At 66.1% G+C, this 25,936-nt stretch carries 23 protein-coding genes and 6 pseudogenes; 16 read left to right on the forward strand and 13 right to left on the reverse strand.

What is annotated here, in order from left to right; translation table 11 throughout:
- Nucleotides 1-8: 8 nt before the first annotated feature.
- From BHQ18_RS04685 to BHQ18_RS30260, 5 genes and pseudogenes are all read left to right on the forward strand, one after another.
- Nucleotides 9-905: an LLM class F420-dependent oxidoreductase gene (locus tag BHQ18_RS04685; protein ID WP_205866052.1), complete on the forward strand. Its 897-nt coding sequence runs from the start codon at nt 9-11 to the stop codon at nt 903-905.
- A 13-nt stretch (nt 906-918) separates the two neighbouring features.
- Nucleotides 919-1,656 (forward strand): alpha/beta fold hydrolase, encoded by a 738-nt coding sequence (locus BHQ18_RS04690; protein ID WP_069412429.1) that lies wholly within the window; start codon nt 919-921, stop codon nt 1,654-1,656.
- Between the two features lie 7 nt (nt 1,657-1,663).
- Entirely contained in the window at nt 1,664-2,482 is an 819-nt protein-coding gene (locus tag BHQ18_RS04695) for a thioesterase family protein (protein ID WP_069412430.1), read from the forward strand.
- Nucleotides 2,479-3,234, forward strand: coding sequence for an enoyl-CoA hydratase/isomerase family protein (locus tag BHQ18_RS04700; RefSeq protein ID WP_069412431.1), 756 nt, complete (start codon nt 2,479-2,481; stop codon nt 3,232-3,234). Before BHQ18_RS04695 ends, BHQ18_RS04700 begins: the two co-directional genes overlap by 4 nt.
- A 65-nt stretch (nt 3,235-3,299) precedes the next feature.
- Nucleotides 3,300-3,625: pseudogene (locus tag BHQ18_RS30260) on the forward strand (CoA transferase).
- A gap of 160 nt (nt 3,626-3,785) precedes the next feature.
- Here BHQ18_RS30260 and BHQ18_RS04710 read toward each other — a convergent pair.
- Complete coding sequence (locus tag BHQ18_RS04710) at nt 3,786-5,015, reverse strand: CaiB/BaiF CoA transferase family protein (protein WP_069412433.1); 1,230 nt, start codon at nt 5,013-5,015, stop codon at nt 3,786-3,788.
- Nucleotides 5,016-5,245: 230 nt separating this feature from the next.
- On the opposite strand from BHQ18_RS04710, the gene BHQ18_RS04715 reads away from it, so the two are divergent.
- The 3 genes and pseudogenes from BHQ18_RS04715 to BHQ18_RS04725 form a co-directional block, all read left to right on the forward strand.
- The gene (locus BHQ18_RS04715) at nt 5,246-5,917 is read left to right on the forward strand and encodes a TetR/AcrR family transcriptional regulator (protein WP_069412434.1); all 672 of its coding nucleotides are present in this window, start codon (nt 5,246-5,248) and stop codon (nt 5,915-5,917) included.
- A gap of 326 nt (nt 5,918-6,243) precedes the next feature.
- A complete protein-coding gene (locus BHQ18_RS04720) occupies nt 6,244-7,884 on the forward strand; it encodes an FAD-dependent oxidoreductase (RefSeq protein ID WP_069412435.1) in 1,641 nt (546 codons plus the stop codon).
- Nucleotides 7,885-8,044: 160 nt separating this feature from the next.
- A pseudogene (locus BHQ18_RS04725) lies at nt 8,045-8,389 on the forward strand (enoyl-CoA hydratase-related protein); the annotation flags it as partial.
- Between the two features lie 274 nt (nt 8,390-8,663).
- Here the strand turns inward: BHQ18_RS04725 and BHQ18_RS04730 are convergent.
- The 6 genes and pseudogenes from BHQ18_RS04730 to BHQ18_RS04750 form a co-directional block, all read right to left on the reverse strand.
- Nucleotides 8,664-9,476 carry an alpha/beta fold hydrolase gene (locus tag BHQ18_RS04730; RefSeq protein WP_084293903.1) on the reverse strand — a complete coding sequence of 271 codons (813 nt, stop codon included), beginning with the start codon at nt 9,474-9,476 and terminating at the stop codon, nt 8,664-8,666.
- Nucleotides 9,477-9,609: 133 nt separating this feature from the next.
- A complete protein-coding gene (locus tag BHQ18_RS04735) occupies nt 9,610-10,752 on the reverse strand; it encodes an acyl-CoA dehydrogenase family protein (RefSeq protein ID WP_069412437.1) in 1,143 nt (380 codons plus the stop codon).
- Nucleotides 10,753-10,759: 7 nt separating this feature from the next.
- Nucleotides 10,760-11,113 (reverse strand): annotated as a pseudogene (locus BHQ18_RS30825) (hotdog family protein); the annotation flags it as partial.
- Nucleotides 11,108-11,200, reverse strand: a pseudogene (locus tag BHQ18_RS30265) (SDR family mycofactocin-dependent oxidoreductase); the annotation flags it as partial. The pseudogenes BHQ18_RS30265 and BHQ18_RS30825, both read right to left, overlap by 6 nt.
- A gap of 2 nt (nt 11,201-11,202) precedes the next feature.
- Nucleotides 11,203-12,012: a crotonase/enoyl-CoA hydratase family protein gene (locus tag BHQ18_RS04745; protein ID WP_069412439.1), complete on the reverse strand. Its 810-nt coding sequence runs from the start codon at nt 12,010-12,012 to the stop codon at nt 11,203-11,205.
- Between the two features lie 462 nt (nt 12,013-12,474).
- The gene (locus BHQ18_RS04750) at nt 12,475-12,669 is read right to left on the reverse strand and encodes a ferredoxin FdxE (protein WP_069412440.1); all 195 of its coding nucleotides are present in this window, start codon (nt 12,667-12,669) and stop codon (nt 12,475-12,477) included.
- 127 nt (nt 12,670-12,796) lie between these two features.
- On the opposite strand from BHQ18_RS04750, the gene BHQ18_RS04755 reads away from it, so the two are divergent.
- Nucleotides 12,797-14,431 carry a pyruvate, phosphate dikinase gene (locus tag BHQ18_RS04755; RefSeq protein WP_069412441.1) on the forward strand — a complete coding sequence of 545 codons (1,635 nt, stop codon included), beginning with the start codon at nt 12,797-12,799 and terminating at the stop codon, nt 14,429-14,431.
- Nucleotides 14,424-15,029 (forward strand): helix-turn-helix domain-containing protein, encoded by a 606-nt coding sequence (locus tag BHQ18_RS04760; RefSeq protein WP_069412442.1) that lies wholly within the window; start codon nt 14,424-14,426, stop codon nt 15,027-15,029. Before BHQ18_RS04755 ends, BHQ18_RS04760 begins: the two co-directional genes overlap by 8 nt.
- A 213-nt stretch (nt 15,030-15,242) precedes the next feature.
- Here the strand turns inward: BHQ18_RS04760 and BHQ18_RS04765 are convergent, their stop codons facing one another.
- Complete coding sequence (locus BHQ18_RS04765; RefSeq protein WP_069412443.1) at nt 15,243-16,445, reverse strand: amidohydrolase family protein; 1,203 nt, start codon at nt 16,443-16,445, stop codon at nt 15,243-15,245.
- 102 nt (nt 16,446-16,547) lie between these two features.
- Here BHQ18_RS04765 and BHQ18_RS04770 point away from each other — a divergent pair, with 102 nt between their 5' ends.
- Both BHQ18_RS04770 and BHQ18_RS04775 read left to right on the forward strand, forming a co-directional pair.
- Nucleotides 16,548-16,859 (forward strand): acyl-CoA synthetase, encoded by a 312-nt coding sequence (locus BHQ18_RS04770; RefSeq protein WP_069412444.1) that lies wholly within the window; start codon nt 16,548-16,550, stop codon nt 16,857-16,859.
- A 38-nt stretch (nt 16,860-16,897) separates the two neighbouring features.
- A complete protein-coding gene (locus tag BHQ18_RS04775; protein WP_098002330.1) occupies nt 16,898-18,196 on the forward strand; it encodes a TetR/AcrR family transcriptional regulator in 1,299 nt (432 codons plus the stop codon).
- 9 nt (nt 18,197-18,205) lie between these two features.
- Here BHQ18_RS04775 and BHQ18_RS04780 read toward each other — a convergent pair.
- A pseudogene (locus tag BHQ18_RS04780) lies at nt 18,206-18,570 on the reverse strand (DUF732 domain-containing protein).
- Between the two features lie 54 nt (nt 18,571-18,624).
- On the opposite strand from BHQ18_RS04780, the gene BHQ18_RS04785 reads away from it, so the two are divergent.
- Nucleotides 18,625-19,122, forward strand: coding sequence for a CAP domain-containing protein (locus tag BHQ18_RS04785; protein ID WP_069412446.1), 498 nt, complete (start codon nt 18,625-18,627; stop codon nt 19,120-19,122).
- Here the strand turns inward: BHQ18_RS04785 and BHQ18_RS04790 are convergent, their stop codons facing one another.
- The 3 genes from BHQ18_RS04790 to BHQ18_RS04800 form a co-directional block, all read right to left on the reverse strand.
- Nucleotides 19,123-20,676, reverse strand: coding sequence for a class I adenylate-forming enzyme family protein (locus tag BHQ18_RS04790; RefSeq protein WP_069412447.1), 1,554 nt, complete (start codon nt 20,674-20,676; stop codon nt 19,123-19,125).
- Between the two features lie 10 nt (nt 20,677-20,686).
- Nucleotides 20,687-21,880 (reverse strand): thiolase family protein, encoded by a 1,194-nt coding sequence (locus BHQ18_RS04795; protein WP_069412448.1) that lies wholly within the window; start codon nt 21,878-21,880, stop codon nt 20,687-20,689.
- 101 nt (nt 21,881-21,981) lie between these two features.
- Nucleotides 21,982-22,440 (reverse strand): MaoC family dehydratase, encoded by a 459-nt coding sequence (locus tag BHQ18_RS04800; protein ID WP_069412449.1) that lies wholly within the window; start codon nt 22,438-22,440, stop codon nt 21,982-21,984.
- 185 nt (nt 22,441-22,625) lie between these two features.
- Between BHQ18_RS04800 and BHQ18_RS04805 the strand changes: the two genes are divergently transcribed.
- The 3 genes and pseudogenes from BHQ18_RS04805 to BHQ18_RS30830 all read left to right on the forward strand — a co-directional run bounded on the left by BHQ18_RS04805 (nt 22,626) and on the right by BHQ18_RS30830 (nt 25,270).
- Nucleotides 22,626-23,813 (forward strand): thiolase family protein, encoded by a 1,188-nt coding sequence (locus BHQ18_RS04805; RefSeq protein ID WP_069412450.1) that lies wholly within the window; start codon nt 22,626-22,628, stop codon nt 23,811-23,813.
- A 1-nt stretch (nt 23,814) separates the two neighbouring features.
- Nucleotides 23,815-24,243: a Zn-ribbon domain-containing OB-fold protein gene (locus BHQ18_RS04810; protein ID WP_069412451.1), complete on the forward strand. Its 429-nt coding sequence runs from the start codon at nt 23,815-23,817 to the stop codon at nt 24,241-24,243.
- A 10-nt stretch (nt 24,244-24,253) separates the two neighbouring features.
- A pseudogene (locus BHQ18_RS30830) lies at nt 24,254-25,270 on the forward strand (DUF2889 domain-containing protein).
- Here the strand turns inward: BHQ18_RS30830 and BHQ18_RS04820 are convergent.
- Nucleotides 25,267-25,926: a TetR/AcrR family transcriptional regulator gene (locus tag BHQ18_RS04820; protein ID WP_234794070.1), complete on the reverse strand. Its 660-nt coding sequence runs from the start codon at nt 25,924-25,926 to the stop codon at nt 25,267-25,269. The pseudogene BHQ18_RS30830 and the gene BHQ18_RS04820 sit on opposite strands and share 4 nt — an antisense overlap.
- Between the last annotated feature and the right edge of the window lie 10 nt (nt 25,927-25,936).

The raw sequence follows: 25,936 nt of genomic DNA on the forward strand, positions 1-25,936 counted from the left end.
ACAACCTGATGTTCCCGATGCGGGCAGTCAAGCACTGGAATCGTTGGTGCGAAGGTGCGTCCTTGGGCGATGTCGCACGCCTGGCAGAGGATGCCGGCTTCGACGCCTTCTCGATGTCCGAGCACCCCTATCCCGACCGGGAGTGGCTGGCGAACGGCGGCCATCACGCCTTCGACCCGTTCGTGTCGCTGAGCTTCGCCGCGGCCGCAACCACCCGGATCCGGTTGATGACCTACATCCTGGTGTCCGGCTACCGCAGCCCGTACCTCACAGCCAAGGCGGCCGCGAGCTTCGACCTGCTCTCGGGCGGCCGTTTCACGCTGGGCACCGGAGCCGGGTATCTGAAGGCCGAATTCGGCGCGCTGGGAGCCGATTTCGACCGCCGCGGCACTCTTCTTGACGAGGCGATCGCTGCCTGGAAGGCGACGTGGGCCGGTGTCGACCACGTCGGTCCGGAGTTCGGCGTCAGCGGTCATGTGGCCCTGCCGCCGCCCCTGACCGACGGCGGCCCGCCGATCTGGATCGGCGGGAACGGTGCCGCCGCGCAGCGCCGCGTCGTCGAGGTCGCCGACGGCTGGATGCCGATGGCGGCGTCCGGCGAAATGGCCGCCATCACGCGCGCGAGGCCGCTCGAGGACATGGAGACGCTGGCCGACTGGATCGCGACCGTCAACAAGCGGCGCGGTGAGCTCGGCCGCGAGGCCACCGACGTCGCGTTCGTGCCCTTCGAAGCCGACCTGCTCGCCAGCGGCGACTGCACCGCTTTCTGCGAGGCCCTGCGACCGCCGCTGGACGCATACGCCGAAGCCGGCGTCACGTGGATCACCATCGAGCCGGCCAGCAGAAGCTTCAGCGACTTCCGCACCGACATCGACCTGCTGGCGTCCCAGCTGGTCTACCGCTGAAACGGAGGCCAGCATGGCCCTGCCTGACCTCGTCCTCGTCCACGGCGGCGAACACGCCGGTGACTGCTGGGACCTTGTTATCGACGAATTACACCGTCAGACACCGGAACTGCGCGTCCTCGCAGTGGATCTCCCCGGCCGCGGCCGCACGCCGGGAGACCTCGCGACCGCGACGATCGGTGAATGGGTGGATTCGGTGGTGGCCGACATCGACCGCGAGAAGCTCGGCGACATCGTGATCGTCGGCCACTCGATGGCCGGCGTGACCGTGCCGGGCGTCGTCGCGAAACTCGGTGCTGCACGGGTGCGGGAGATGGTGCTGGTCAGCGCGTTCGTCCCCAGACAAGGGGAGGCCATCGTGGATACGTTGGGCGGACCCTTGGCGATCTTCGCGCGGTGGGCTGCCCGAGGCGGCCGACCGTTCAAGGTGCCCCGCGCTGCCGCGCAATACGCGTTCTGCAACGGCATGACGAAGGAGCAGCGTCGGCTGACCCTCTCAAAGCTGTATCGCGAATCCGCCCGCATCCCGGCCCAACCGGTGGATCGCAGCGATTTTCCCGAGGACGTGCCAAGAACCTGGGTACTGACCACGCGGGACAGGGCCCTCTCGAAGAAGTCACAGCAGGCGAGCATCGCAGCGCTCGGCGGGGTGCAGGACGTCATTCCCATCGACGCCTGCCACGACGTGATGTTCAGCCACCCGGAAAAATTGGCGCATATCCTCCTCGAGCGATGCCGACAGAGGCAGTGAGGGCCACGTGACCGAGACCAGCTTCTTCGTCAAGGACGGCAACAGTTACGTGCCAACCTCTTTGGGGCGAGGTCCATGGGGTCCCTCACTCTCAGGCAACTACATCGGCGGGTTACTCGGCCGTGCGGTCGAACGAGAAGTCGACGACGTCGAGCTTCAACCGGCGCGGTTGACGGTCGACCTGCTCAGGCCGGTGGCCCTGCAACCCGTGCAGATGCAGACAACGGTTGTGCGGGACGGCCGACGCCTCCGACTGGTGGACGCGTTCATGACGCAGAACGACGTCCTGGTGGCACGGGCGAGCGGACTGTTCCTTCGCCGCAGCGAGCACATCGAGGACACGGTGTGGACGACCCCGGTCGCGATGCCCGCGATCCCAGCCGAACACGACCAAGTCGCCGGCGGGCTACCCATGCTGCTCCAGTCGTACGGACGCGATCCGGTCGCGGGCAGCCCCGGCGTCGGTGTCACCGAGTGGTGTCACGACGGACAGAAGTTCGCCTGGGCGCGGGAGACGAAACTGCTCGTGGACGACGAGCCGCTGTCTCCTTTCACTCGCGCCGTCATGGCCGCAGACATCACCAGTTCGCTGACGCATTGGGGTACTGCGGGGTTGCAGTTCATCAACGCCGACTACACCGTGACGCTCAGTCGGCTGCCCGAAGGCGTCTGGATCGGACTCGCGGCGGTGACGCACTACGGCGATGCCGGGGTGGCCACCGGTGTAGCCACGCTGTTCGACGAAACGGGGCCCATCGGCAGCGGGGTGGCAACGGCGTTGGTGAATCCGGGCTTCACACCACCGGCGTCCAGGGCAGCGACGTGACAGCGCCGGCCATCGAGCAGCGCGACGAGGGCAAGGTCCGCACGCTGACGTTGAATCGGCCGGATCGGCTCAACGCCTTCACCGCATCGTCCTACCAACTGCTCGCATCGATGCTCGATGACGCGGCCGCGGCCGATGACGTCGCCGTCGTCCTCCTGACGGGGGCGGGCCGGGCGTTCTGCAGCGGCGTCGACCTGAGCGCGTTGTCCGACGCGGAAGACAGACCGGCCGAGTTCGGTGATGCGTTCGACACACTGCTCGAGAATCTGCTTGCGTTGCCGAAGCCGCTGGTTGCCGCGGTCCACGGTGTCGCCGTCGGCATCGGCTTCACCTTGCTGCTGCATTGCGACGTGGTGCTCGTCGCCGATGACACACGGTTGCGCGCACCGTTCACCCAGCTCGGCACCGCACCGGAAGCCGGAAGCAGTTGGCTACTCCCCCAGGTGGTCGGAGCGCAGCGCGCCGCGGAGCTCATTCTCACGTCCCGATGGCTCGAGGCAGGCGAGGCCGTGGACTGGGGGTTGGCCACGGAGTCCTGTTCGCCAGACACCCTGCACCAGAGGGCGAGAGAGCTAGCACACGAGATCGCCGCGCACGCGCCCGCGGCGACCAGGGCGGCCAAGCGCCTGCTCCTGCACGACCGCACCGAATCCGTTCGCGCCGCGCTACGACGCGAACGCGGCGCGGCCACCGAACTTCTGCAGTTGCTCGGTCCGATCGCTCGGAAGAACGGCCCGTCGACCACGATGTAGCCGATGGGCACGGGCGCGACCTACACGGCCCCTACGATCGTCCCGTGACCAAACCGCTGGACGGCATGAAGGTTCTGGACTTCTCCGAACATGGGTTCGTGTCCTCGGCCGCAGCCGCGCTGGCGGATTTCGGAGCCGAGGTGATCAAGATCGAACGGTCCACCACCGCGATCCGATGCGGACCATCATCGCTCGCGGCATGGTGGCCAGTCGCGAGGGCTACGACTACCTCTTGGGGTTCTGCAACCGCAACAAGCGAGGTATCTGCCTGGGCGTCGAAATCGCCGGTGGGCGCGAGGTTTTCGAACGGTTGGTGCGCTGGGCGGAGGTGTACGTCACCAACCAGTTGCCACCGGTTCGGCGCAAGTGCGCACCGAGCCTGCCGACCTGATGGCGATTGATTCGAAGCTGTTCTACGCCAAAGGCCACGGGCAAGGCCAACGATGGGTTCCTGGCGAGCGGAATCTGCGCGGCCGGGCTTCAGTGGACTCGAAGGCCTCGTTCGCGTGATCGCGATCTGAGCCGTTGCCAACTCGGCGATCCGTCGTCGCTCAGGTAATGGCACCTTCGATCTTCAGATCGATGAGGTCGTGGTCTTCCATGCCGAGTTCCCGCAGCACCTCATCGGTGTGCTCGGCGAACAAGGGTGCTCGGCTGAGTTCGGCGAACGCGTCGTCGAACTTCACCGGATTGGCAACCAGCCGTTGCCTATTGCCCTGCGCGTCTTCGACGGTTGCGATCCGCCCGTTGGCGAGCATCGACTCGTCGTTGGCTACCTCCCAGGCGTCCTGCACCGGCGCCCACTGACCGCCGAGCAGATCCAACAACCTCGTGCAGTCGTCGAAGGTGCGCGCGCCGATCGCGTCGGCCAGTAGAGCGGTGGCCTCATCGGCGTTGGCAGCCAAGGACTCCGACGTCTCGAACCGCTCGTCGTCGGCCGCCTTCCGCAGGCCCAACAACCGGCACAGCGGAGCCCAGTAGCGGGTGGGCTGCAGCATCGACAACTGGATGAACCGGCCGTCGGAGCATCGGTAGGCGCCGGTCAGTGGGTTGCCCAGCGCTTGAGTACGGTGGTCGATCTTGGGCAGCGGACAGCCGTACAACATGGCCAGGTTCACGTTGGACTGATTAGCCCACGCCCCCACCGCCAGAAGCGATACGTCGACAACCGAGGTCTCGCCCGTCGCCTGCCTCCCGTACAGCGCCGCTGCCACCGCACCCGCGATGGTGATGCCGCCGATGTTGTCGCCGAACGCGCCCGCGGGCATGCCCACCGGGACCTCGGACTCGGCCGCTGTGACACCGTCGGCGTTACCTGCGCGTGCCCAGAACGCCGTGGAATCGTATGCGCCGTTGTCGCGATCGGGCCCCTCGCTCCCGAACCCGCTACCCGCGACGTAGATGATCGACGGATTGATCCGACGGATCTCGTCGAGATCGATTCGCAGTTTCGCGCGCGCTTGTGGTAGGTGGTTGGTCAGAAACACGTCGCTGCGCCGGACGAGTTCCTCGAACACCGGACGCGATTGATTGAGCGCCAACGACAATCCGACGCTGCGCTTACCGCGGTTGGGCGCCTCCACCGTCGGCGAGAACGAAACGCCGGGGGCGGTGGCGGAGCGGCCTGCGACCGTGACCAGTCCCCGCTGCGCATCCCCGGTCACCGGGTTCTCGACCTTTATGACGTCCGCACCCCAGTCGGCGAGCACCGCGCCCGCGGAAGGCACGAACGTGAACTGCGCGACCTCCAGCACCCGCACGCCGGTCATCGGTTTACGCATCTACCCACATCCGTCCCCCACGCGGTCCGGTAGCTCCCGGTCCTCGATCAAGTCGCAAGGCCTACATAGATTACTAGGTAAGCAATGTCACGCATTCGTGTTTCTGCGCAACCCTCTCGCCGACAGGCGGCTCACCTCAGACCACATAATTGAGTTTTTGTGGTCTGTGGCAGAGATTAAGAGCTAATGTGGTCCGAGTCAAGGTTGTTCATCGAGGGGGTTTTGCGAAGATGGCAGGCGTGTCAACGCGCGCGAGTGCGGGCCGAGTCGCGTCCTGGGGCGCCGATGCGCCGGTTGGCGAGGAGCAGGCCAGGGAGCGACTGCTGGACGCGGCGGAGGCCTGTTTTGTCGACTTCGGGCCCGGCCGCACCCGGATGAGCGACATCGCCAAGCGGGCCGGCGTGCATCGTCGAACGGTGTACGACTACTTCCCCACGAAGGACGCGCTCGTGGCCGCATCCTTCGTGCGGGCGATCGACGCAGTGCTCGAGGCTTCAGAATCCTGTTGGCAGATGGATGAACCTTTTCTGGATCAACTGTGCAATGCGATGTTGATCGGATTGCGGGACGCACGGAACTCGCCCACGATGTCGCTACTGATCGGTGCCGACGACCTCGGACGAACGTTTCGGGCCGCCGAGGGCTCCGAAGTCTGGAGCGACCGTCTCGCGAAGGCACTCGGCGGCCGCCTCCAAGCAGCCATCGCGGCGGGTGAGGTCCGCGATGATCTCACTGCCGAGACCATGGCCCACTGGGTGACCCGCATTGCATTCAGCCTCGCCGCCGAACCCGGCAGAAGCGAGGACGGAGGCGACGCCGGCCTGATTCGAGCATTCGTCCCCGCCTGCCTCGCACCGCGACGAATCGGGACGCCCGTAGACAGGGCGAACAGTCCGACCTGAAGTAGACACGATTGTCAGAAACGTATCTCACTGACCGTCTCGACTCACATCAGCGGACACCCAAAGCTGACTATTGTCCGGATGTAGGGACGCAGAAGACGATTGCCTGAAAGTGACACACGTGCCAGAATCGGCGGTGACAGACATCGACGAGCAGCCGACTCGGCTGTAGGAGCGCCACATGAGTACGGATCTGACCGAAGAAGAGACGTCAGAGATGCACCACTGATGATCGTCGGAGAGGGCACCAACGAGATTCAGCGCAACGTCATCGCGGCCCAACTGGTCGCCCGCGGCGGCATCTGAAACGCGATAGGAGACGCGCCGTGGCATACGTGATCACTCAGAACTGTTGCAAGGATGCCAGTTGCGTGCCGGTGTGCCCGGTCGACTGCATTCGTCCGGTTGGCGCCGCCGGTCAATTCACCGGCGCCGAAATGCTCTACATCGATCCGGAGGCGTGCATCGACTGCGGTGCCTGCCTGGAGGAATGCCCGGTCGACGCGATCCACTACGATGAGGACCTGCCGCCGGAACTCGAACGCTTCCGCGACATCAACGCGGCATACTTCGAGCGTCACCCCTTGGAACCCAGTGCACCTGCGAAGCCCCGCCGTGGCGACCAGGTCCGGCCGGGGACTCTCCGGGTCGCGATCGTCGGCGCCGGGCCTGCCGCGTGCTACGCCGCGACCGCTCTGATGGAGGTCGACGGTGTCGAGGTCGATCTCTTCGAGCGGCTCCCCACGCCCTTCGGCTTGATCCGTGCGGGCGTGGCCCCTGACCACCAACACACCAAGGCGGTCGCCCAGGTCTTCGAGCACGCCCTGGGAAACAAGCGCTTACGCTGTCACCTCAACGTGGAGGTCGGCGCCGACGTGACTCATGACGATCTGCTCGCTCACCACCACGCGGTCGTCTACGCGGTCGGTGCTTCCCGCAGCCGGGATCTCGGCATTCCCGGCGAGGACTTGCCGGGAAACCACTCCGCGGTGGACTTCGTCGGGTGGTACAACGGCCATCCGGACCACGCGCATCACGAGTTCGACCTGTCCGGCGAGCGAGCGGTCATCATCGGCAACGGCAACGTCGCGCTCGACGCAGCCAGGGTGCTGCTCCTGGACCACACGCAGCTCGCGAAGACCGATATCGCAGCACATGCGCTGGATGCGCTGTCGCACAGTCAGATCCGCGAGGTGGTCATCCTCGGGCGGCGCGGACCCCGTGATGCCGCGTTCTCCGCCGGTGAGTTCCTCGCCCTCGGCCATCTGTCCGGGGTGGACGTGGTGATCACCGACGACGAGCTGACGGCGAGCTCGACCGACGACGTCGAGACCGAACTCAAACTTCGACTCGCCCGCGAGTACGCCGACAAGCCGACCACGCCCGAGAACAAGCGCATCGTCTTCCGCTTCCTGGCCTCGCCCTCGGAGGTCGTCGGTTCCGACCGCGCCGAAAGCCTGCGCATCGTGTCCAACAGCGTCGATGAGACAGGCGCGTTGGTGACCGGCGATCCCTCCAACGGCACCGAACTGATCGAGACCTCTCTGATCCTGCGGTCCATCGGATATCACGGATCGCCGATCGACGGATTGCCTTACGACGCAACCAAGGGCGTCACGCCGAACGATCACGGTAGGGTCATCGACGACGACGGTCAGCCCTTGACCGGGGTGTACGTGACGGGATGGATCAAGCGGGGTCCGCGGGGCGTCATCGGCACCAACCGCACATGTGCAGAAGAGACTGTGGCTGCACTCCTCGACGACTACGCAGCCGGCCATCTCTCGCGACGTGTCGCCGATCGCAACGCCGTACTCCAATTGCTCGCCGAACGCGGGTCGAGCCCCATAGCCTGGAGCGGTTGGAAGGCCATCGACGCGGCCGAGCGGCGGCGTGGGGCCGAGCAGTCACGGCCACGGGTGAAGTTCGTCGACGTCGCCGAGCTGGTCGCCAGTGCAAGGGCTTGAGGTCGACCTCCTGCGGAATGCCGGACCGTTGGCTCGGGTCATATTCAAGCCATTGAACACGTTGTAGGTCATCGCATAATTCGGCACCTACTTACTCCGATCAGTCGGCGACCCCGCTGCCCCTCGTCGCCGAGCGCCTGAGGTCCCAAAGACTGATGTCGAACTCGTTCTCTACCGAGCGAACGACGGTGTCGCACTGATCACCGTCAACGACCCGGACCGGAGAAACGCGGTCACCGACGCCATGTCGGCGCAGTTGCGCTCGGCGGTGGAACGCGCCGAGGCCGACGAGACCGTCCACGCCGTCGTCGTCACCGGCGCGGGCAAGGCCTTCTGTGCCGGTGCCGACCTCAGCGCGCTCGGCGAAGCAGCAGAGGAGGGACTGCCGGAGCTCTACGACGGATTCATGGCTCTCGCCAACTGCTCCCTGCCCACCATTGCGGCGGTCAACGGGGCCGCGGTCGGGGCCAGGCTCAACCTTGCGCTGGCCGCTGACGTCGAACTCGGCTCGCGTTGTGTTGCCCTCCTCCAACAGTTTTCGGTGATCCTGTTGATCGCCGATGACGTGTCCGTTGAAGCGGGTGGCGTATTCGCATAGATGCCGACGGTCGTCGCCGTATTCGAATGCGAAGTGGCGCGACCCATCCCACGTGACTTCGTAGTCGTGCGGCTTGTTCTGCTGGGGACGGAGCACCCCCAGGCGGAGGCGAGATCGCTCGAACGCCGCGTCGGTGAGCGTGCCGCGAAAGTTCCGGCGGTCTGCTCCGGAACGGTGGTCATCACGGACTCCCCGTCGAGTTGGTGCGGATCGCATCGGCGAGCACTCCCGGCGCATCGAGCATGACGAACGCCGAGCAGTCCGGGATCTCGATCAGAGTGGCGTTCGGGAATGCGTCGCGCAGGCGCGCGGCGTGGGCGAGCGGGAAGAGGTCGTCATCGGTACCCCACGGCAGGGTGACGGGCTTCTCGAAGGCCTCGATCGCCGGTGCGGCACGGAGCGTCAGCGCCGGATCCAGCGATGCGGTGACCGTGACGGCGTCGCGGCGGGCGGCCGCGCTAGTGGCGAATGCTCCGAACACCTCACGCTGGCGGTCCTTCGCTGGCGGGGTGTGGCAGACGACCTTGAGGAAGAAGGCCCGTCCCGGTCCAGTGGCCAACAGTCGCACGACTGCTCCGCCCAGTGCAGAACTGAACCGGCACAGCTTCACGATCTGCGCGAACGATCCCGGCGGAAAGTGTTCGTAGCTGTCGCAATTGGTCAACACCAGTCGAGCGATGCGGGACGTGTCCAGGGTGGTGTCGCCTAGCGCGGCCAGCACGAGGCCGCCGCCGGTGTCGTTGGCGACGAGGGTGACGTCAGTCAGGTCGAGCGCCTCCATGAAGTGCACGATGCGGCGGGCAGCCGCCTCGGCTCCGAGGTCGGCGCCGGCGGTCGACGTGCTGTGCGCACCCAGCGGCCACGTCGGGGTGATGCAGCGAAACCCGTCACCGAGCTCGGCCACGACGTCGTTCCACACCGCGCCCGTCACGTAGACGCCGTGCACGAACAGGACAGTCGGCCCGCTCCCGGTATCCGCATACTCGACGTCCAGTCCATCGACACGCGCTCGCTCTATGGTCATTCCCGCTCCCGTCTCTCAGCGCCCGTGGAATTCCGGTGGTCGCGGCTCCCGGAAGGCGCGAACGCCCTCCCGGAGGTCGGCAGTGTCGATCAGAGCGAGCCGGTCATAGTCCGAGGTCGCGGCCGATGATGTCCTTCATGATCTCGGTCGTACCGCCGAAGATCGTCATGATCCGGTTGTCCATGTAGTCGCGTGCGACCCGGTACTCCGTCATGTAGCCGTAGCCGCCGTGCAACTGCACGCAGCCGTCGATGACTTTCTTAGCCGTCTCGGTGCACCACCATTTGGCCTTCGACGCCTCGACCGCGGTCAAGTCACCGTCGACGACGGCCTGAAGGCACCGGTCGATGTACTGCTCCCCGATCTCGAGTTCGGTGTCCATCTCGGCCAACAGGAATCGGTTGTGCTGGAAGCTGCCGATCGGCTGCCCGAAGGCCCTCCGGTCCTTGGCGTACTGCAGCGTCTGGCGCCAGGTTTCACGGGCTCCCGCGATGGCCGAGATGGCGATCGACAGCCGCTCGGACGGCAGGTTGTGCATCAGGTGATAGAAGCCGCGCCCCTCCTTGCCGAGCAGATTGGCCGACGGCACCCGGACATTGTCGAAGTGCAGTTCCGCGGTGTCCTGGTAATGCAGACCCATCTTCTCGAGCTTGCGGCCGCGGGTGAAGCCCTCCATGCCGTCCTCGACCACCAGCAGAGTGAAGCCCTTGTGCCCCGCCTCGGGGTCGGTGCGGCACACCGTGACGACCAGGTCGCAGTTGATGCCGGAGGAGATGAACGTCTTGGAACCGTTGACGATCCAGTCGTCTCCGTCGCGCACCGCGGAGGTGCGGATGCCCGCCAGGTCGCTGCCGGCTCCGGGTTCTGTCATGGCGACGGCAACGATCAGTTCGCCGCTTATGATGCCGGGGAGCCAGCGCTTCTTCTGCTCGTCGTTGCTCAACGACGAGAAGTACGGGCCGACTACATCGTTCTGCAGGCTCAGCGCAGGCGCCGGTCCACCGTAGCGGGCGATCTCCTCGTCGATGACGGCATTGAACCTGAAGTCGTCGACGCCACCACCGCCGTACTCTTCGGGCATGTTGAACCCGATCAATCCGTACTTGCCCGCGGCAACCCACGCCGACCGGTCCACCAGCCGGTCAGCTTCCCACCGCTCGGCGTTGGGCACTAGCTCCTGCTCGATGAACTGCCGAACCGTATCGCGGAAGACCTCGTGGTCGGCTTCCAGGACCAATCGCTTCATGGTGGGCTCACTCTCCATACAGTCGGCGAAGTTCCGCGCCGACCTTGCTCGACGCACGCGAAACCACCTGCGCCCCGCGCCTTCTGAGTTCGGCATCGGGCATTGGGAGCACAACGGCGCCCGTAGTCTTGGACGGTAACAGCACCTGTGCGGTGCCGCGCGTAGTGGTCTCGTCGCGCTGACTGATAGCCGAGACGTCGATCGAAACGACGTCGTCAGCGGTGTCGCTCTTGGCGGTGACCTTGCCGGTGCATCGGTGCACGTCTCCGTGGTAGTTGAACCCGCGCATCTGCAGGTCCATCTCGGCCAGCCAGCCGTCGTCACCGATCCAGTTCGTCAGCAGTTGGCTCACCCACGCCGCTTCCTCGGCCAGCTTCACCGCGTGGCTACGGCCCTGACCACGGGCGCCGCCGGTGACCAGAACCACTTTGTCCTGTACTCGTCCCATATCTAGCGTGCCGTCCATACTGGTCGACGTTTCTCGGCGAAGGCCCGCGGACCTTCCTTGGCGTCTTCGGATTTGAGCAACTCCGTGAACTCACGCGTGGTGCGCTCCCATTTGGGTTCCTCATCGGCGATGATTCCGCCGTCGGCACCATAGGCGAGTCGTTTGCTGGCCTGAACCGACAGTGGTGCGTTGACCGTGATGCGCTCGGCGAGCGCGATTGCCGCCTCGACCACCGCGCCATCCGGTACAACCTCGTTGATCAGGCCCCACCGAAGAGCGTCTGCCGCGGCCATCGGCTCCCCGGTGAACACCAATTCCAGTGCCACCTTGCGCGGCAACTGCTCGACGATCCGGAACACGCCGCCGGCCCCGGCGATCAGCCCGCGCTTGACCTCGGGCAGGCCGAATGACGCGCTCTCGCAGGCGACGACAAGATCGCTGGCCAGCGCAAGTTCGGAGCCGCCACCCAGCGCCGTGCCGTTCACCGCAGCGATGGTGGGTTTGTCGACGAAGTGGTGTACGTAACCGGCGAAACCCCATTCCGGGTGTTCGTCGTGAAAAAGGTTCTCGCCACGGGAGATCGCCTTGAGGTCGGCGCCCGCGCAGAATGACTTGTCACCTGCCCCGGTGATCACCACCGCCCACACGTCGGGGTCGGCCTGCGCGGCCGACAGCGCGTCACCAACCGCCGTGCTCACCGCGCCGTTGACGGCATTGCGGGCCTCGGGCCGGTTGATGGTGATCAGTGCGACGTTTCCACGCCGCTCTACCAGCGCCGCTGGGCTCGCCACGTCGGTGGCAGATTCGTTCATCAAGGCTCCTTTGAATTGGATGGTTAGGTGTAAAGGTCTTCAACCACCGTCCGTTGTCCACAGCGGCGGTCGCCCGACTGCCGAGCGCGGCGGCGAGCGCGCGGGCACTGTTGGCGGCGATGGTCCGCACCCCGGACTCCAGGCGCGCGACGTCCTGCCGGACGAGCGAGCCATCTGCCAACCCGCGCGACACCACCAGGTTGATCACCCGGTCCGACCTCGCGCGGCCACCCCGGTGCCGCCAAGTGCTGGTCGACAAGTTCGGCGTGCCAAGCCCGCGCCGCGGCGATACGGTCCGGCTTCTCCCCAGACCGGGCAACCTGATCCTGCATCGACGAAAGTCGGCGAGTAACGATTCCAGCCGGGGACGCCAATCAGCGGACTGCATCACACCTCACAAAGTCAACCTGGTTAACCATGTCGATGGCGCAGAGTCACATAGCCGCTTGGCAAGCCCGTCGGTCAGTCCTCTTCGAGAGTGAGCGCAAGCTCCGGGCAGGCAGCGACTCCGTCGCGGGTGGCCTCCTCGTCCTCGGGGCGAACGTCATGCGCTTCTAGGATCGAGTAGCCCGAGTCGTCGATCGGGAACAAGTCCGGGTCGACTGCATAGCACTGAGCGTGACCCACGCACTTCGACCGTTCGAGACGAACCTTCACGAGACCTCCTCTGCTCGACCGCGAGGGCGTGCGGCCTGGTCCACTGAGACAGCATAAGACTAAAGGATTAACTAATTAACTCAATCCGGGGGCTGACCGGGTTCGACATCTGGCAAGCTTTCCAAACATGACAGGGGTCAGCGGTGTCGATGCCGAGCCACCACTCGGCCGAGACAGTGTCGTAGCGCTCGACGGTGGTTCGCTGCTGAGCCGTCAGGCACTGGGCAACAAGGGTTTCGGCATCAATCTGATGCGATCCGCCGGGCTAGCCGTTCCGCCGGCCTTCTGCCTCACCACCGAGCTGTGCGCGCAGTGGCTGGATGGAGCCGAGGACGTGCTGGACAGGGTGTGGCCCGACGTGCTCCAGAGCCTGCGGTGGCTGGAGCGGCAGACGTCGCGTACCTTCGGCCACGGCCCACGGCCGCTGCTGCTCAGCGTGCGATCCGGTGCGAGTCAATCTATGCCGGGCATGCTCGACACGGTGCTCGACCTCGGCATCAACGACGCCGTCCACGAAGCCCTCACAACCCACGTGTCGGCGGGGTTCGCCGCCGACACCCGGGCCCGTTTCGAGGCGATGTACCGCCGAATCGTGCTCGCAGACACATCCGCAGCCGTACCCACCGATCCGCTGCTGCAGCTCCGATTGGCCATCGAGGCAGTGTTCCGCTCGTGGACCAGCCCGCGGGCGCAGGCCTACCGCGCCCATCACGGGCTCGACGCCGCCGGGGGCACGGCGGTGGTGGTGCAAGCGATGGTGTTCGGGAATCTGCACCACGACTCGGGAACCGGGGTGCTGTTCAGCCGCAACCCTGCGACCGGAGCGGACGAACCGATGGGCGAATGGTTGCCAGGTGCGCAAGGCGAGGATGTGGTCTCGGGAACCTTCGATTGCCTGCCGCTGAGCGCGTTGCGGACCGCTCAGCCCCGTGTATTCGACGAATTGATGGCCGCAGCCGCCGAGCTCGAACGCCTCGGCCGCGATGTGCAGGATATCGAGTTCACCATCGAAGAGGGCCGGCTGTGGCTGTTGCAGACGCGCACCGCCAAGCGCTCCCCGCAGGCAGCCGTCCGACTAGCGCTGAAGTTTCGTGAGGCCGGGCTGATCGACGATGCCGAGGTCCTGCGCCGGGTCACGCCCGACCACGTGCGGGCGCTGCTGTCTCCGTCCATTCAGCCCGAAAACCGGCTCACGGCAACGCTTTTGACCACCGGTCTGCCCGCCAGTCCCGGAGTCGCCTCGGGCACGGCGTACCACGACGTCGACGCCGCCCTCGACGCAGCCGACCGCGACGAGGACGTGATCCTCGTCCGAACCTCCACCAGCCCCGATGACATCGCCGGGATGATCTCAGCCCGCGCGGTCGTGACCGAGATCGGCGGCGCCACCTCCCACGCTGCAGTGGTCAGCCGCGAGCTCGGCCTGCCCGCCGTTGTGGGCTGCGGCGCCGGAGTCGTTGCGGCACTTGACGGCCGAAAGATCACCGTAGACGGCGCCGCGGGGAAGGTCTACGACGGTGAGATCGAGTTGACGGCGTGGTCGGAGCAAGACAGCCCCGACCTGATCGAGCTGGCAGCGATCGCCCATCGGCTCAGCCCGATACGGGTCCACGCCACGGGAGCACACCCAGTGCTCGCCGACGTGTCGGAGGCTACAGTGCGCGACGCGGTGTCAGCCGGTCTGACCGACGTCGTCTGCGACACGCCCCTGATCGCCACACTCACCGCAGTGCGACTCTCCGAGAGGTCCGAGGATGGATGAACTGACCTTATTGCAGGCGATACGGCTGAAGGGCCGGGTGCGTCCTACCGACCTGGCCGCGACGCTGAACGAGGACGAGGCGTCCGTCGATGCGGCCATCACGGAGCTCGCCGACGCGGGACTGATCTCAGACGGCAGGTCGGTCCGACTGTCGCCGGACGGCCGGACGCGCCTTGGCGAGCTGCTGGCCGAGGAACGCCGCGGGATCGACGGGGAGTCGTTCGGCCAGGCTTACGACCAGTTCCGTCCGATAAACCGTGAATTCAAGGCGCTGGTCTCCGAATGGCAACTCCGCGACGGCGAACCCAACGACCACTCCGATGCCGACTACGACGCCGCGGTGCTGGGCCGGCTCGACTCCGTCCACGCAGCCGTCGTGCCCATCCTCGCCGCAGCCTCACTCCAGCTACCGCGGCTCCACGCCTACTCCGACAAGCTGTCCGCGGCGCTGCAGAAGGTCCAGACCGGAGACACCACCTGGTTCACCCGGCCGATCGTCGACTCGTATCACACGGTGTGGTTCGAACTGCACGAAGAGCTCATCTGCGCGGCGGGACTGACCCGCGAGGACGAGGCCACGTCGGGCCACGCCGAGTAGGTCTCGCCAACGTCACGATCCAGGCGCAGCTTCCACGCCATCTTGCGCGCCGTAACCAATGCCCACGCGCCGAGGAGTCCGATCAACGCAGCGTCCTGCCAATGATGCATTCCGGCCATCAACGCGCTGCCGGCCGCGCAAAGCATGAAGATGCCTTGCGCGGCCCGGCGCACTATGACGGTGCTGCTCATCCCCTGCCGCCCCAGGTTTCCGTTACACAGATGCCAGCGACGGCTTTCCCGCACCCACCCGTGGGAAGTTCAGCATCCGACGAGCGTTCTCCTCAACGATGAGCGAGCACTCGTCGTCGGGCACCTCGGCGAGCACCTCAGCAGCCCGCTTGCGTGAGTTCGGCCAGTTCGAATCGCTATGGGGGAAATCGATTTCCAGTGTGATTCGATCGATGCCGATGGCGTGGCGATTCTTCAGGCCATGCTCGTCGTCGATGAAGCAACCCCAGAAGTGCTTGCGGAACAGGTCCGACGGGCGGGTATCGAAATCGATGTTCTGGTAGTAGCGGTGTCGCTCCCAGACGTAGTCCGACCGCTCGAGGATGTAGGGCACCCAGCCGATGCCGCCTTCCGCCAGCGAGATCTGCAGTTCGGGGAACTGCTGGAGCTTGCCGGAGAACAGCAAGTCCACGGTGCTCCACATCAAGTTGGATGAGAACAGGGTGATCGCCACGGCGAACGGCGCGTCCGGCAATGCCTTCGCCATATTGGGGTCGGGCTTCAACGACGAGAACGAGAAACCCGGGACGTAAGACCCCGACCCGAAGTGCAACGAGACCGGCATCTTCGCATCAGAGCAGACCTGCCACAGCCCGTCCCAGTGATCCGAGTGGAACGACGGAAGACCCAGGGGCACTGGGCTGTCCGGGAACGAGACGGTGCGCGCACCCTTCGCGGCCACCCGCTCGGCCTCGGCCACGCAGGCATCGATGTCCCACGTCGGCAGGATGGCCAGCGGTATGTAACGGTCGGGCGCGGTGGCGCACCACTCGTCGATGTAGAAGTCGTTCCACGCCTTGACGCACAACAGCGCGAGTTCCTTGTCCTTGGCACGCTGGAACGTCCCGCCGCCGAAGCCCGGGAACGACGGGAAACACAGGGCCGCCTGTACGCCGTCGAGATCCATGTCGGCAACCCTCGCGACGGGGTCGTAGCAGCCGGGAATCATGTCCTCGTACCGGACGGGATCCATGCCCCACTCCTCCGGCGGCTTGCCCGCAACCGCATTGAGCCCGATCGTCGGGAAGATCTGCCCGTCATAGCTCCACAGGTGCTTGCCGTCCATCTCCACGATGCGGGGGCCGGCTTCGCGCCACTTCTCGGGTAACCGGTCCTGCCATACCCGGGGATGTTCGACCAGGTGGTCGTCGACGGAAACGATCTGATGGTGATCCTGAAGCGGCATGATGCACTCCCTCGCGTCTGACGTTTCGTCTCGTTTTCTGACAGTTCATCTCACAGGCTATATGATGGAGACCACATCAGTCCAGAGGTTGAGAGGTACGACATGAACTCCTCAAACCGACCCGTCGACGACGGAGCCCGGGAAAAGGTCGACGAAGACGACCACGACCTGCTGACCTTCGGCGAGGCTGGCGAACGGCTCCGGCTCGAAGTCGCTGCGGCAGTGCACGAGGTCGGCCGCCTGCGACAAGACGGGCCGAGCGAACAACTCGAGAGGGCCGAAGCCCGCCTCGACGCATTGCGGTCAGCGGCTGTCCGCAACAGCGCACAACCCATCAACGACGCCAACTTCGAGAAGTTCTTCGGCTACCCCGGCAAGGCCAAGCGCAACCTGCCGGGGCCGTCAGCCACGTGACTGCGAGATCGGCGCAGGCCCACAGGGATACTTCTCCTGTGGGATCGACTCCGGACAAGACGCGTCGTCCCGGCTACGCCCCGGTCACGAATGTCGGGGTCGGGCGCCGCGGCATGCACACCCGAGACCGGATTCTCGCGTGCGCGGCGGACGTGTTCCTGACCCACGGGTTCCACAGCACGTCGCTCGACACCATCGCCAAGGCGGCGAATGCCTCCCGCGCCACCGTCTATCAGTACTTCGCAGGCAAGGAGGACATCTTCCGCGAGTTGAGCACATCGGCTGGGCGCGACATGCTCATCCACGGTGAACACCTCGGCGAACTCGGCCCGACAGTCGCCGGCGTCGAAGAGCTCCACCGGTGGTTGGCCGACTGGGCGGATATCTACGACACTCACGCGGCCGTGTTCGCGGAGTTTCCCGGCATCGGCACTGCGACTGGTCTCTCGGTCATCGACACGGGCGAGGTCGCCGAGCAGTACCGGCTCATGGTGACCGAGCGACTACGGCACGCGCCACTGGATGGCTTGGACCTCCACGATGCCGCCGCTGTGTTGGGGCGCATCCCACACATGGTCAACCTCTATCGGCACCGCGCGATGTTTCCGCTACCCGACCGTTCGGTCGTGTCGTGGTCGCTGACCGTCGCCCTACAGCTGATGTTGTTCCCCGACACCCCTGCGGACATATTGCGCGCGGCCGCACCGCAGGTCGTGGCGTCCGCCGGCACGCCGTCCGCGGTCGTCGAGCCAACGGCCGCGATCACGCGGGTCGCGGCAGTCCTGCTGTCCCCGATCGCACAGGACGTGCTCTCGGTGAGCTCAGCGTTGTTCGCCGAACACGGTTACTACGCAGTCAGCATGGAGGAGATCGCTACGGCAACCGAGCTCAGCCGCGCCACGCTGTACCGCTATTTCAGCACGAAGGACCGGATCCTGGCCGAGCTGACTCGGCGCGCGGTGGCCGAGATCGAGGAGCATGCCGCCGCACTGCCTCAGATGGCCCAGAGTTCCCTACGTGATTGGATGCTGCGCTACGTCCGGTTCCACCGCAACTACCGCGGTGTCATTCGGGCGTGGCTCGACGGGACCGTGGCCGAACAGATGTCCGACGCCGACATCGATCACGGCATCGGCGCCATCCAGCGCGCGGTCGCTGCATTGCTCGACACCGTCGCACTACCGGTAGGGATCGAACCTCAAGTCGCGGTCGCGGTGTTCCTGGCGGTGCTGGGCCGGATGAACGAGCCGACGGCGGCCGCAGAAGCGGACAGCGACGAACGCGCCGCCGAACTCATGGTGAACCTACTGCGCCGCTCATTGCTGCGGGCGGCATGAGCGTCGCGCTCATGCCGGTGCGGGCCGATACCCCGCGGCCGAGTTGCGCAACGCCCAGATCTGAGCCGGGCACAACTCCTGCGCGGACTGGGCGATCAGGTATGACGCCTGATACTCGTCCGAAGTGTGTGGAAGTCCCCCTTGAGCTCACTGATCAGCTGCGCGTACGGCACTCCGGCGACGATCCGGTCGCAGACGCTGTAGCCGTAGCTCAGCGCGTGGTCGGTATTCGCGAAGTTGTACCCGGGCCGGACCGTCACGTTGACAAGGTAGGCCACCTGATCGGCGTGGGCCGTCGGCATGTTGAGCGCCGCCGCGGCCGCCGTGGCGAGCGCACCCATCGCCGGCCGGGCAGCTGATCTGCGTCGTTTCATGAGTACGAAAAAACGTAATTCATTTAGCTGTTTCCGGGGTTAGTCTTTTCGATCATGACGTCCCAGTGCGCAGTCCGGCGGTGCGCAGTGAGCGCCGCGCTGTTGTCGTTGATGATCCCCGCGACAGCTGTGCCGAACGCCCAGGCCGACAACAAGCGCCTGAATGAGAGTGTCTTCGTCAACATCTACACCGCACAGAAACAGAACGGGTGCCCGACTGAACCAAAGCTGGACGGCCGACTGGTCGAGGCGGCCCGCCTGCACACGCTCGACGTGCTCAACAACCCGAACCTCAACGGGGACATCGGTTCCGACGGTTCCACGCCGCAAGACCGGGCCAGCAGACAGGGATTCGTCGGCAAGGTCTCCGAGACCGTGGCCATCAACCCGGCGCTGGCGATCAGCGGCATCGAGATCCTCGGCCAGTGGTGGTGGGACCCGCCGCGGCGCGCCATCATGCAGGACTGCGCAAACACCGCCATCGGAGTGTGGTCGGAGAACAGCCTGGCGCGCTCCGTGGTCGTGGCGGTGTACGGCCAGCCCGGGTTGTAGTCAGTCCCTCAGTTCGGCACGCAGCCGCTTCTTGTCCACCTTGCCGCTTGCCAAGACCGGCAGCTCGGCGACCAGCACCAGTCGACGCGGGACCTTGTAGCGGGCCAAGCTCTGCCGGACGCCGCCCTGAATCGTCTCCAACGTCGGCGAGGCGCCCACCGACGGCACCACCACCGCGCAGACCGCCTCCCCCCACTTCTCGTCGGGCACGCCCACCACTGCGCAGGCCGCCACCCCGTCGAGCGCGGAGATCGCACCCTCCACCTCAGGCGAATAGACGTTCTCCCCGCCGCTGATGATCACGTCCTTCTTGCGGTCCACCAGGTACAGCAGCCCACGCTCGTCCATGCGGCCCACATCGCCGGTGCGACACCACCCGTCGAACAGGGTCACTGCGGTGGCCGCGGGATCGTCGAGGTAGCCGCGGAATGCAGAGTCAGACTGCACCACGATCTCGCCGGTCTGCCCCGACGGCAGATCGCGACCGTCGTCGCCGACGATGCGCACCCGGGTGCCCGGAAACGGGAAGCCCACTGACTGAAGCCGCTCCTCGGCCTGCGGGTCGTCAAGTGCGTGGAGTTCGCGCGGCAGCCCCGACACGATGACCTCGGTCTGGCCGTACAGGTTGAGGAAGCCGACGCCGGGCAGCGTGGACAGAGCCCGCTGCAGGGTGGTCGCCGAGATCGGCGCAGCCGAATAGATGACCGTGTGCAGGCTGTCCGTGACGTCGGCATCGGTGAGCGCATCGAGCAATGCCTTGAGCATCACCGGCGCAAGGTGCAGCAGCGTGATCCGCTCGGAGGCGATCAGTCGGACGGCGTCCGCGGCGTCGAACTGGTGCTGCAGGACCACCGTTCCACCGCGCGCGTGCAGACCGCCGATGATCGCGAGTGCCCCGACGTGGAACATCGGCATGTTGATCAGACCGCGATCGGCACTGCCGCAACGCATTTCGCTGTTCATCGTGTGCGCGACCCTGCGTAGCTCGCGCTGTCCGATCACGCAGCACTTGGACGCGCCGGTGGTACCGCTGGTGAACAGCAGGCACGCGACGTCATCGGCCGTGGCGATGAACTCGGGTTCGCCACCCCGGCCGCTCTCGATGAACCGTTCGTAGCCGATCGTCGCCGGGGACGCCGCACCACCGATCGCCACCAGGACCGGTGGCGACGGCCACTGCGCGACGACGTCGGCGATCACCGTGGCGAACTCCTCGGCGACGAATACGATCGCCGGCTTCACACGTCGCACAACGTCAGCCATCTCCGGCGACGAGAGCCGAAAGTTGATGGTGGCCAGGACGATTCCACCGAGCTGCGTTGCGGCGATCACTTCACCGAACTCGATGCTGTTGCGACTCAGCACCGCGATCCGATCCTGGTGCCCCACTCCCGCCGCCGCCATCGCCGACACCAGCCGCACCGCGCGGTCCCGCAACTGCGCATGGGTGAGGGTGCGGTCGCCGTGCCGGTAGGCGACGATGTCAGGGAAGCGGACCGCGTTGTCGGTCACGATGTCTCCGAGCGTCAGGTCGCCGGCGGCGATGCTCTCCATCGGCGTGAAATTACCTGCTGCTCAGCAGCATCGACCCGGCCACCGGACCGCCGCCGACCCCCACGGCGACCACCTCCGGAGTCTTGGGGGCCTGCCGTTCACCGCCTTCGCCCCACAGTTGCACACACGCTTCATGCAGGAATCCCATGCCGTGCAAACGCCCGCCGGAGAGTTGGCCGCCGCTGGTGTTGATCGGCAGCGGGCCGTCGAGCGCGATGCGCGAACCGTCGCCCAAGAACTCGCCGACCTTGCCGTGGTCGCAGAAGCCCAATGCTTCCAACCACATGACGGTCAGGAATGAGAAGCCGTCGTACAACTGGGCCATGTCGACGTCGGCCGGTTTCAGCGTCGTGTGCTCCCATAGCGTCGCCGCCGAATCGTGCGCAGCCATCGTGGTGATGTCCGCGCGCTGGTCCCAGGTGGCGCGCTCGAACATGCCCGGCCCGACGGACTCGACGGTCAGGGGGTGCCGGGGCAGTCCCTTCGCGGCGTCGCGCCGCGAGACGATGACCGCGGTGGCGCCGTCGCAGGGCACGTCGCAGTCGTAGAGGCACAGCGGCTCCGAAATCATGCGCGCACTGAGGTAATCGTCCATCGTCATCGGCTCGCGATAGACCGCATCCGGGTTCAATCCCGCGTTGGTGCGGGCGTTGATCGCAATGCGGCCGAGGTGCTGGCGCGTCAGGCCGAAGTCGTGCATATAGCGCTGCGCGGGCATGGCCAGCCAGTTCGCCGCTGACAGGGCCCCGAACGGGGCCACCCACTCAAGGTGCGGGGGTAGTTCGCCGCCACCGAACAGCACCGAGGCGCGGCCGCCGCCGGCCTGCTGCGCGGCGGTGGATTCCCACACCGACCGGTACACCACGACGTGGTTGGCCAACCCGAGGCTGACGGCCATGCACGCCTCGATCGCCGGGCCGATCTGACCTGCCGTCTCCATCGCCGAGACATACCACCGCGAGCGCAACCCCAACGCGTTACGGACCTCCTGCACCGTCGCCCCGGAGAAGCCGGCGTCGGGCACGCCCGGTCCCGGGTAGCTGGCGATTCCGTCGACGTCGTCGACGCTGAGCCCGGCATCCTCGATGGCACGCAGCACCGCCTCGACCGTCAGGTCCAGCCCGGTGCGACCCAGTCGGCGGCCGACCTGAGACTTGCCCGCCCCGGTCAGCACCGCTTTGCCCTCGAACGGACCACCCTTCACAAGCGATCCCGCTTCTCTTGTCGCTGGTCGGTCATCCGTTCGCCTCCAGTGCGTTCAGTAATAGGTTTGGCGCTTTGACCATACGTCTGACGTCGAACACGTCAGAAGATCGCCCGAACGATGAGGTCTACTACCGCGGCGGGCTTCTCAGAGCCCTCGAGTTCGACCGTGTGCCGCATCGTCAAGTTCGCGGTCGTCTCGTTGGCCTTCGCGACGTCGACGAGTACGGATCGCGCCCGGATCCGGCTGTTCGCCGTGACCGCCGACAGGAAGCGGACCTTGTTCAGCCCGTAGTTCAGCCTCATCTTCGAGTTGACAATCCGGTAGTTGTCCGCCGAGAGCGTCGGGATCAGGGATAGCGTGAGGAATCCGTGCGCGATCGTGGCACCGTATTGACTTTCGGCCTTCGCCCGCTCGACATCGACATGGATCCATTGGTGGTCATCGGTGACATCGGCGAAGGCGTCGATCATCTGCTGATCCACCAGCCGCCACTCACCGACACCAAGCTCTTCTCCGACCGCTTGTTCCGCTTCCTCGATGGATCCGATGACCTTCATAAACGTCCGCCTTTCGATATAAGAGGTGCGTTCCGAGCTCACCGGTCGAGGAGTTGCTCGACGTCTCGTCACCGCGCTGACCCACGTCACGACGCGACCAAGTATACCGCTATCTATTTAACGGTATAGACTGACGACGCTCACCGGGCATCGCGCCCGACTCGCCCGACGACCCTGGGAGATACATGGCCACCACCACATCCCGCGCAGCGATCGTGGCCGCTGCCCGCACCGCGATCGGGACGGCACGCAGAGGCACCCTCGCCAACGTTCCCGCGATCGAGTTGGCCAAGCCCGTCGTCGCGGCGGTCGTCGAACGGTCCGGCCTCGATCCGGCCGCCTTCGACGACCTGGTACTGGCCGAAAGCATGCAGGGCGGCGGCGACAGCGCCCGCTACATCGCCGTGGCGCTGGGCCTGGTCGACATTCCCGGGATCGCCGTCAATCGACAGTGCGCATCGAGCCTGTCCGCCATCGCGGTGGGCGCTGGGCAGATCGCCTCCGGCATGAGCCGTGCCATCCTCGCCGGCGGCATGGAGTCGCTGTCCACCGGACCGATCATGCAGAAGCGCAAGCCCTTCACGTCGGGCAAGTCACCCGAGGACTACGAGCAGTGGTTCCCCGAATCGCATCCGCCGACCGCGGAAGCGCCCGCGATGGACATGTCCATCACCGTCGCGCACAACTGCAACGTCCAGTACGGGATCACCCGCCAAGACCAGGACGAATGGGCGCTGCGTAGCCATCAACGCGCCATCAAGGCCATCGACGCCGGATCGTTCACCGACGAGATCATCCCGATCCAGGTTCCCCAGGCAGACGGGACCACGATCACCTTCGCCGAGGACGAGCATCCGCGGCGCGGTAGTTCGATGGAGTCCCTCGCCGGATTGAAGGTATTGCACCCGGAGATCGAGGGCTTCTCGGTCACCGCAGGCAACTCCTCGGGCATCAACGACGCCGCGGCGGTCGTCGCGCTGGCGGCTCCCGACACTGCGCAGGACGTGCTTGCCAACGTGCTGTCGTGGACGCAGGTCGGGCTGGACCCGACCCGCACCGGCAGCGGACCGATCAAGGCGATCCCGAAGGCGCTGGAACTGTCAGGCCGCAAGCTCGAGGACGTCGCGCTCTTCGAGATCAACGAGGCGTTCGCCGCGCAGGCCGTGGCGTGTGCCCGCGAACTCGGCCTCAACGAGGAGATCGTCAACGTGTACGGCTCGGGCATCAGTCTCGGCCACCCGATCGCCGCGACCGGAGCCCGGATGGTCACCTCGGCGATCTACGAACTGCGCCGCCGCGGCGGCGGCATCGGCGTGCTGTCCATGTGCGCGGGCGGCGGCATGGGCGCCGCGATGGTCATCGAGGTGGCCTGACATGAGCGCACTGATCACCGAGGGATTGTTCCGGCTGGACGGCGAGCGCGCGGTGCTGTTCGCGTCCCGCAGGCGGTCGTCGGGCGTGGTGAAGTTCCCCGCCGAACGGCCCGAACTCTTCGACGGCGACCCCGAGATCCAGGACGACATCGAAAAGATCGAATTGTCCACCGAGGGAACGCTGTACACCTACACCACGCAGGAGTTCCTGCCGCCGCTGCCATACAAGGGCAAGCGCGATCCGAAGGCGTTCAGGCCTTACGTGGTCGGCTTCGTCGAGTTGGCTGAGGGCGTGCTGGTGGAGTCGCTGATCGTCGGCGCGACCGCCGAGCAGCTGCAGATCGGCCAGCGCCTGGTGTCGACCACCACGACGCTCGAGACCGACGACGGCAAGTCACTGGTGACGTTCGCGTTCCGTCCCACCACGTAGGGTCCACGATGTGACCGACCTGGGCAGCCCGCCGTTCGGGCTTCATCCCCTGCACGGCGTGCACCAACCGACGACCGGCAATCCGCCGCGTCGCCCCGGATCCGCTCGACGGACCACGTCGATCGACATGACCCGGGACGACGGCACTTTAGACCCCGTGCACCTCAACGGTCGCGCCAGGGACCTTCGGACGGCGCCCGACGGCACCGCTACCGTGCTCGGCGAGGCCGGTTTGTCGGCCACCATCGAACTGGTCGCCCGCGTCGTCCGGCACGTCGAAGTCACACCGCCGGTCGATGCGGTGTCACACCTCTCCGGCGCACCGGCGATGAGCGGTTTTCGCGCGGCCGCCGACAAGGCGGCCCCGGACCTGCGCGCCGCTCGCGACCTGCGCTACACGCTGCTCGACGACGTCCCCGTGGCGACACTGATCTCCGGCCACGCCCTGTCCGCGTCAGGCCTGCTGGGGCATTACGCGCAGTCCGGGTACCTACCGGTGGCCGACCAGTGCGCTGGATTTGCCACCGGCGGCCTGCTGATGAACTCCTTCGAAACCGGCGATCTTGCCGTGGTCACCGGGCCCGCAGCGCCGGATCTCGACGGCGGTGATGACCGGTGGGCGTGGCACCGGATGCCGCCGTTGCCGGTGAACGGCATGCGCCGGCGCCGGCGCATCGACGTCTACGACGACGGTGACGGGCGAATCGGCATCGACGCCATGTTCCGCGACACCTATGTGCGGACCGACGCCGTGGAGACGATCATCCACGAGTACACCCTGGCCGCGGCTGTCGACGCCGACACCGGAGTGATCCTCGAGTCACACGCCACTCCGCGAGTGCTGCCCTGGTAGGAATGCCCGGGCGCAGTGGCCAGCGCCGAGCGGATCGCCGGAATGACACTGCGCGAACTGCACTTCCGGGTTCGGCAGGAGTTGTTCGGCACCAGCACGTGCACCCATCTCAACGATCTGCTGCGCAGCGTCGCCGACGCCGAGGCGCTGATCGACCAGATGCGCGCGGCCTAATCCCGCGCCTTCCCCGCACGCTTGACCGCCGATGTCCGCGGTGTGAGCGATGCTGCGAGCAGATTGCGGAGAATCCCCTCCTCACCGCCGTCCTCTGGATTCGCAGGTTCAGACATGAGGCTGAAGTTGATTCGAGTCACCCAACGGGCCAACGTGTCCGGGGAGAGATCATCGCGCACTTCCCCGGCCGCCGCAGCGCCGGCGATACGATGACCGAGCGCTTCGGCGAGCTTGTCACGCCACAGGTCTGAGTGCTCGGCCGCATGGTAGGTGTGCGCCGCTTCGTCGTTGTGAATGAGTAGTCGGATGATCGGCGATGTGCGGGCTGCGGCATTTCCGGCAAGACACGCCGCGACCAGACGATCGAGGAAAGGCTCGTCTGTACGCCAGCAATGGTCGGCGGCGGCGAGCACGCCGTCAAGGGCACGAACGAACGAGGAAACGAGAATCGCGTCTTTGTTCGGGAAGTAGTAGTAGACCGTGGATCGGTTGACGTCCGCCTTGTTGGCGATGTCACTCATGCGGGTGCGGGTCGGTCCACGGTCGGCATAGCAGGCTTCCGCGGCTGCCAGCAGTCGTTCTCGCGCTTCGTCCTCGTTCAGCGGTAAGTCCGCGCCCCAGGCGCCGGCACGATTCACCTCCGGGTGCGCGGTCACGAGTCAGGAG

The organism is Mycolicibacterium flavescens (assembly GCF_001722335.1).
Taxonomy (GTDB): domain Bacteria; phylum Actinomycetota; class Actinomycetes; order Mycobacteriales; family Mycobacteriaceae; genus Mycobacterium; species Mycobacterium flavescens.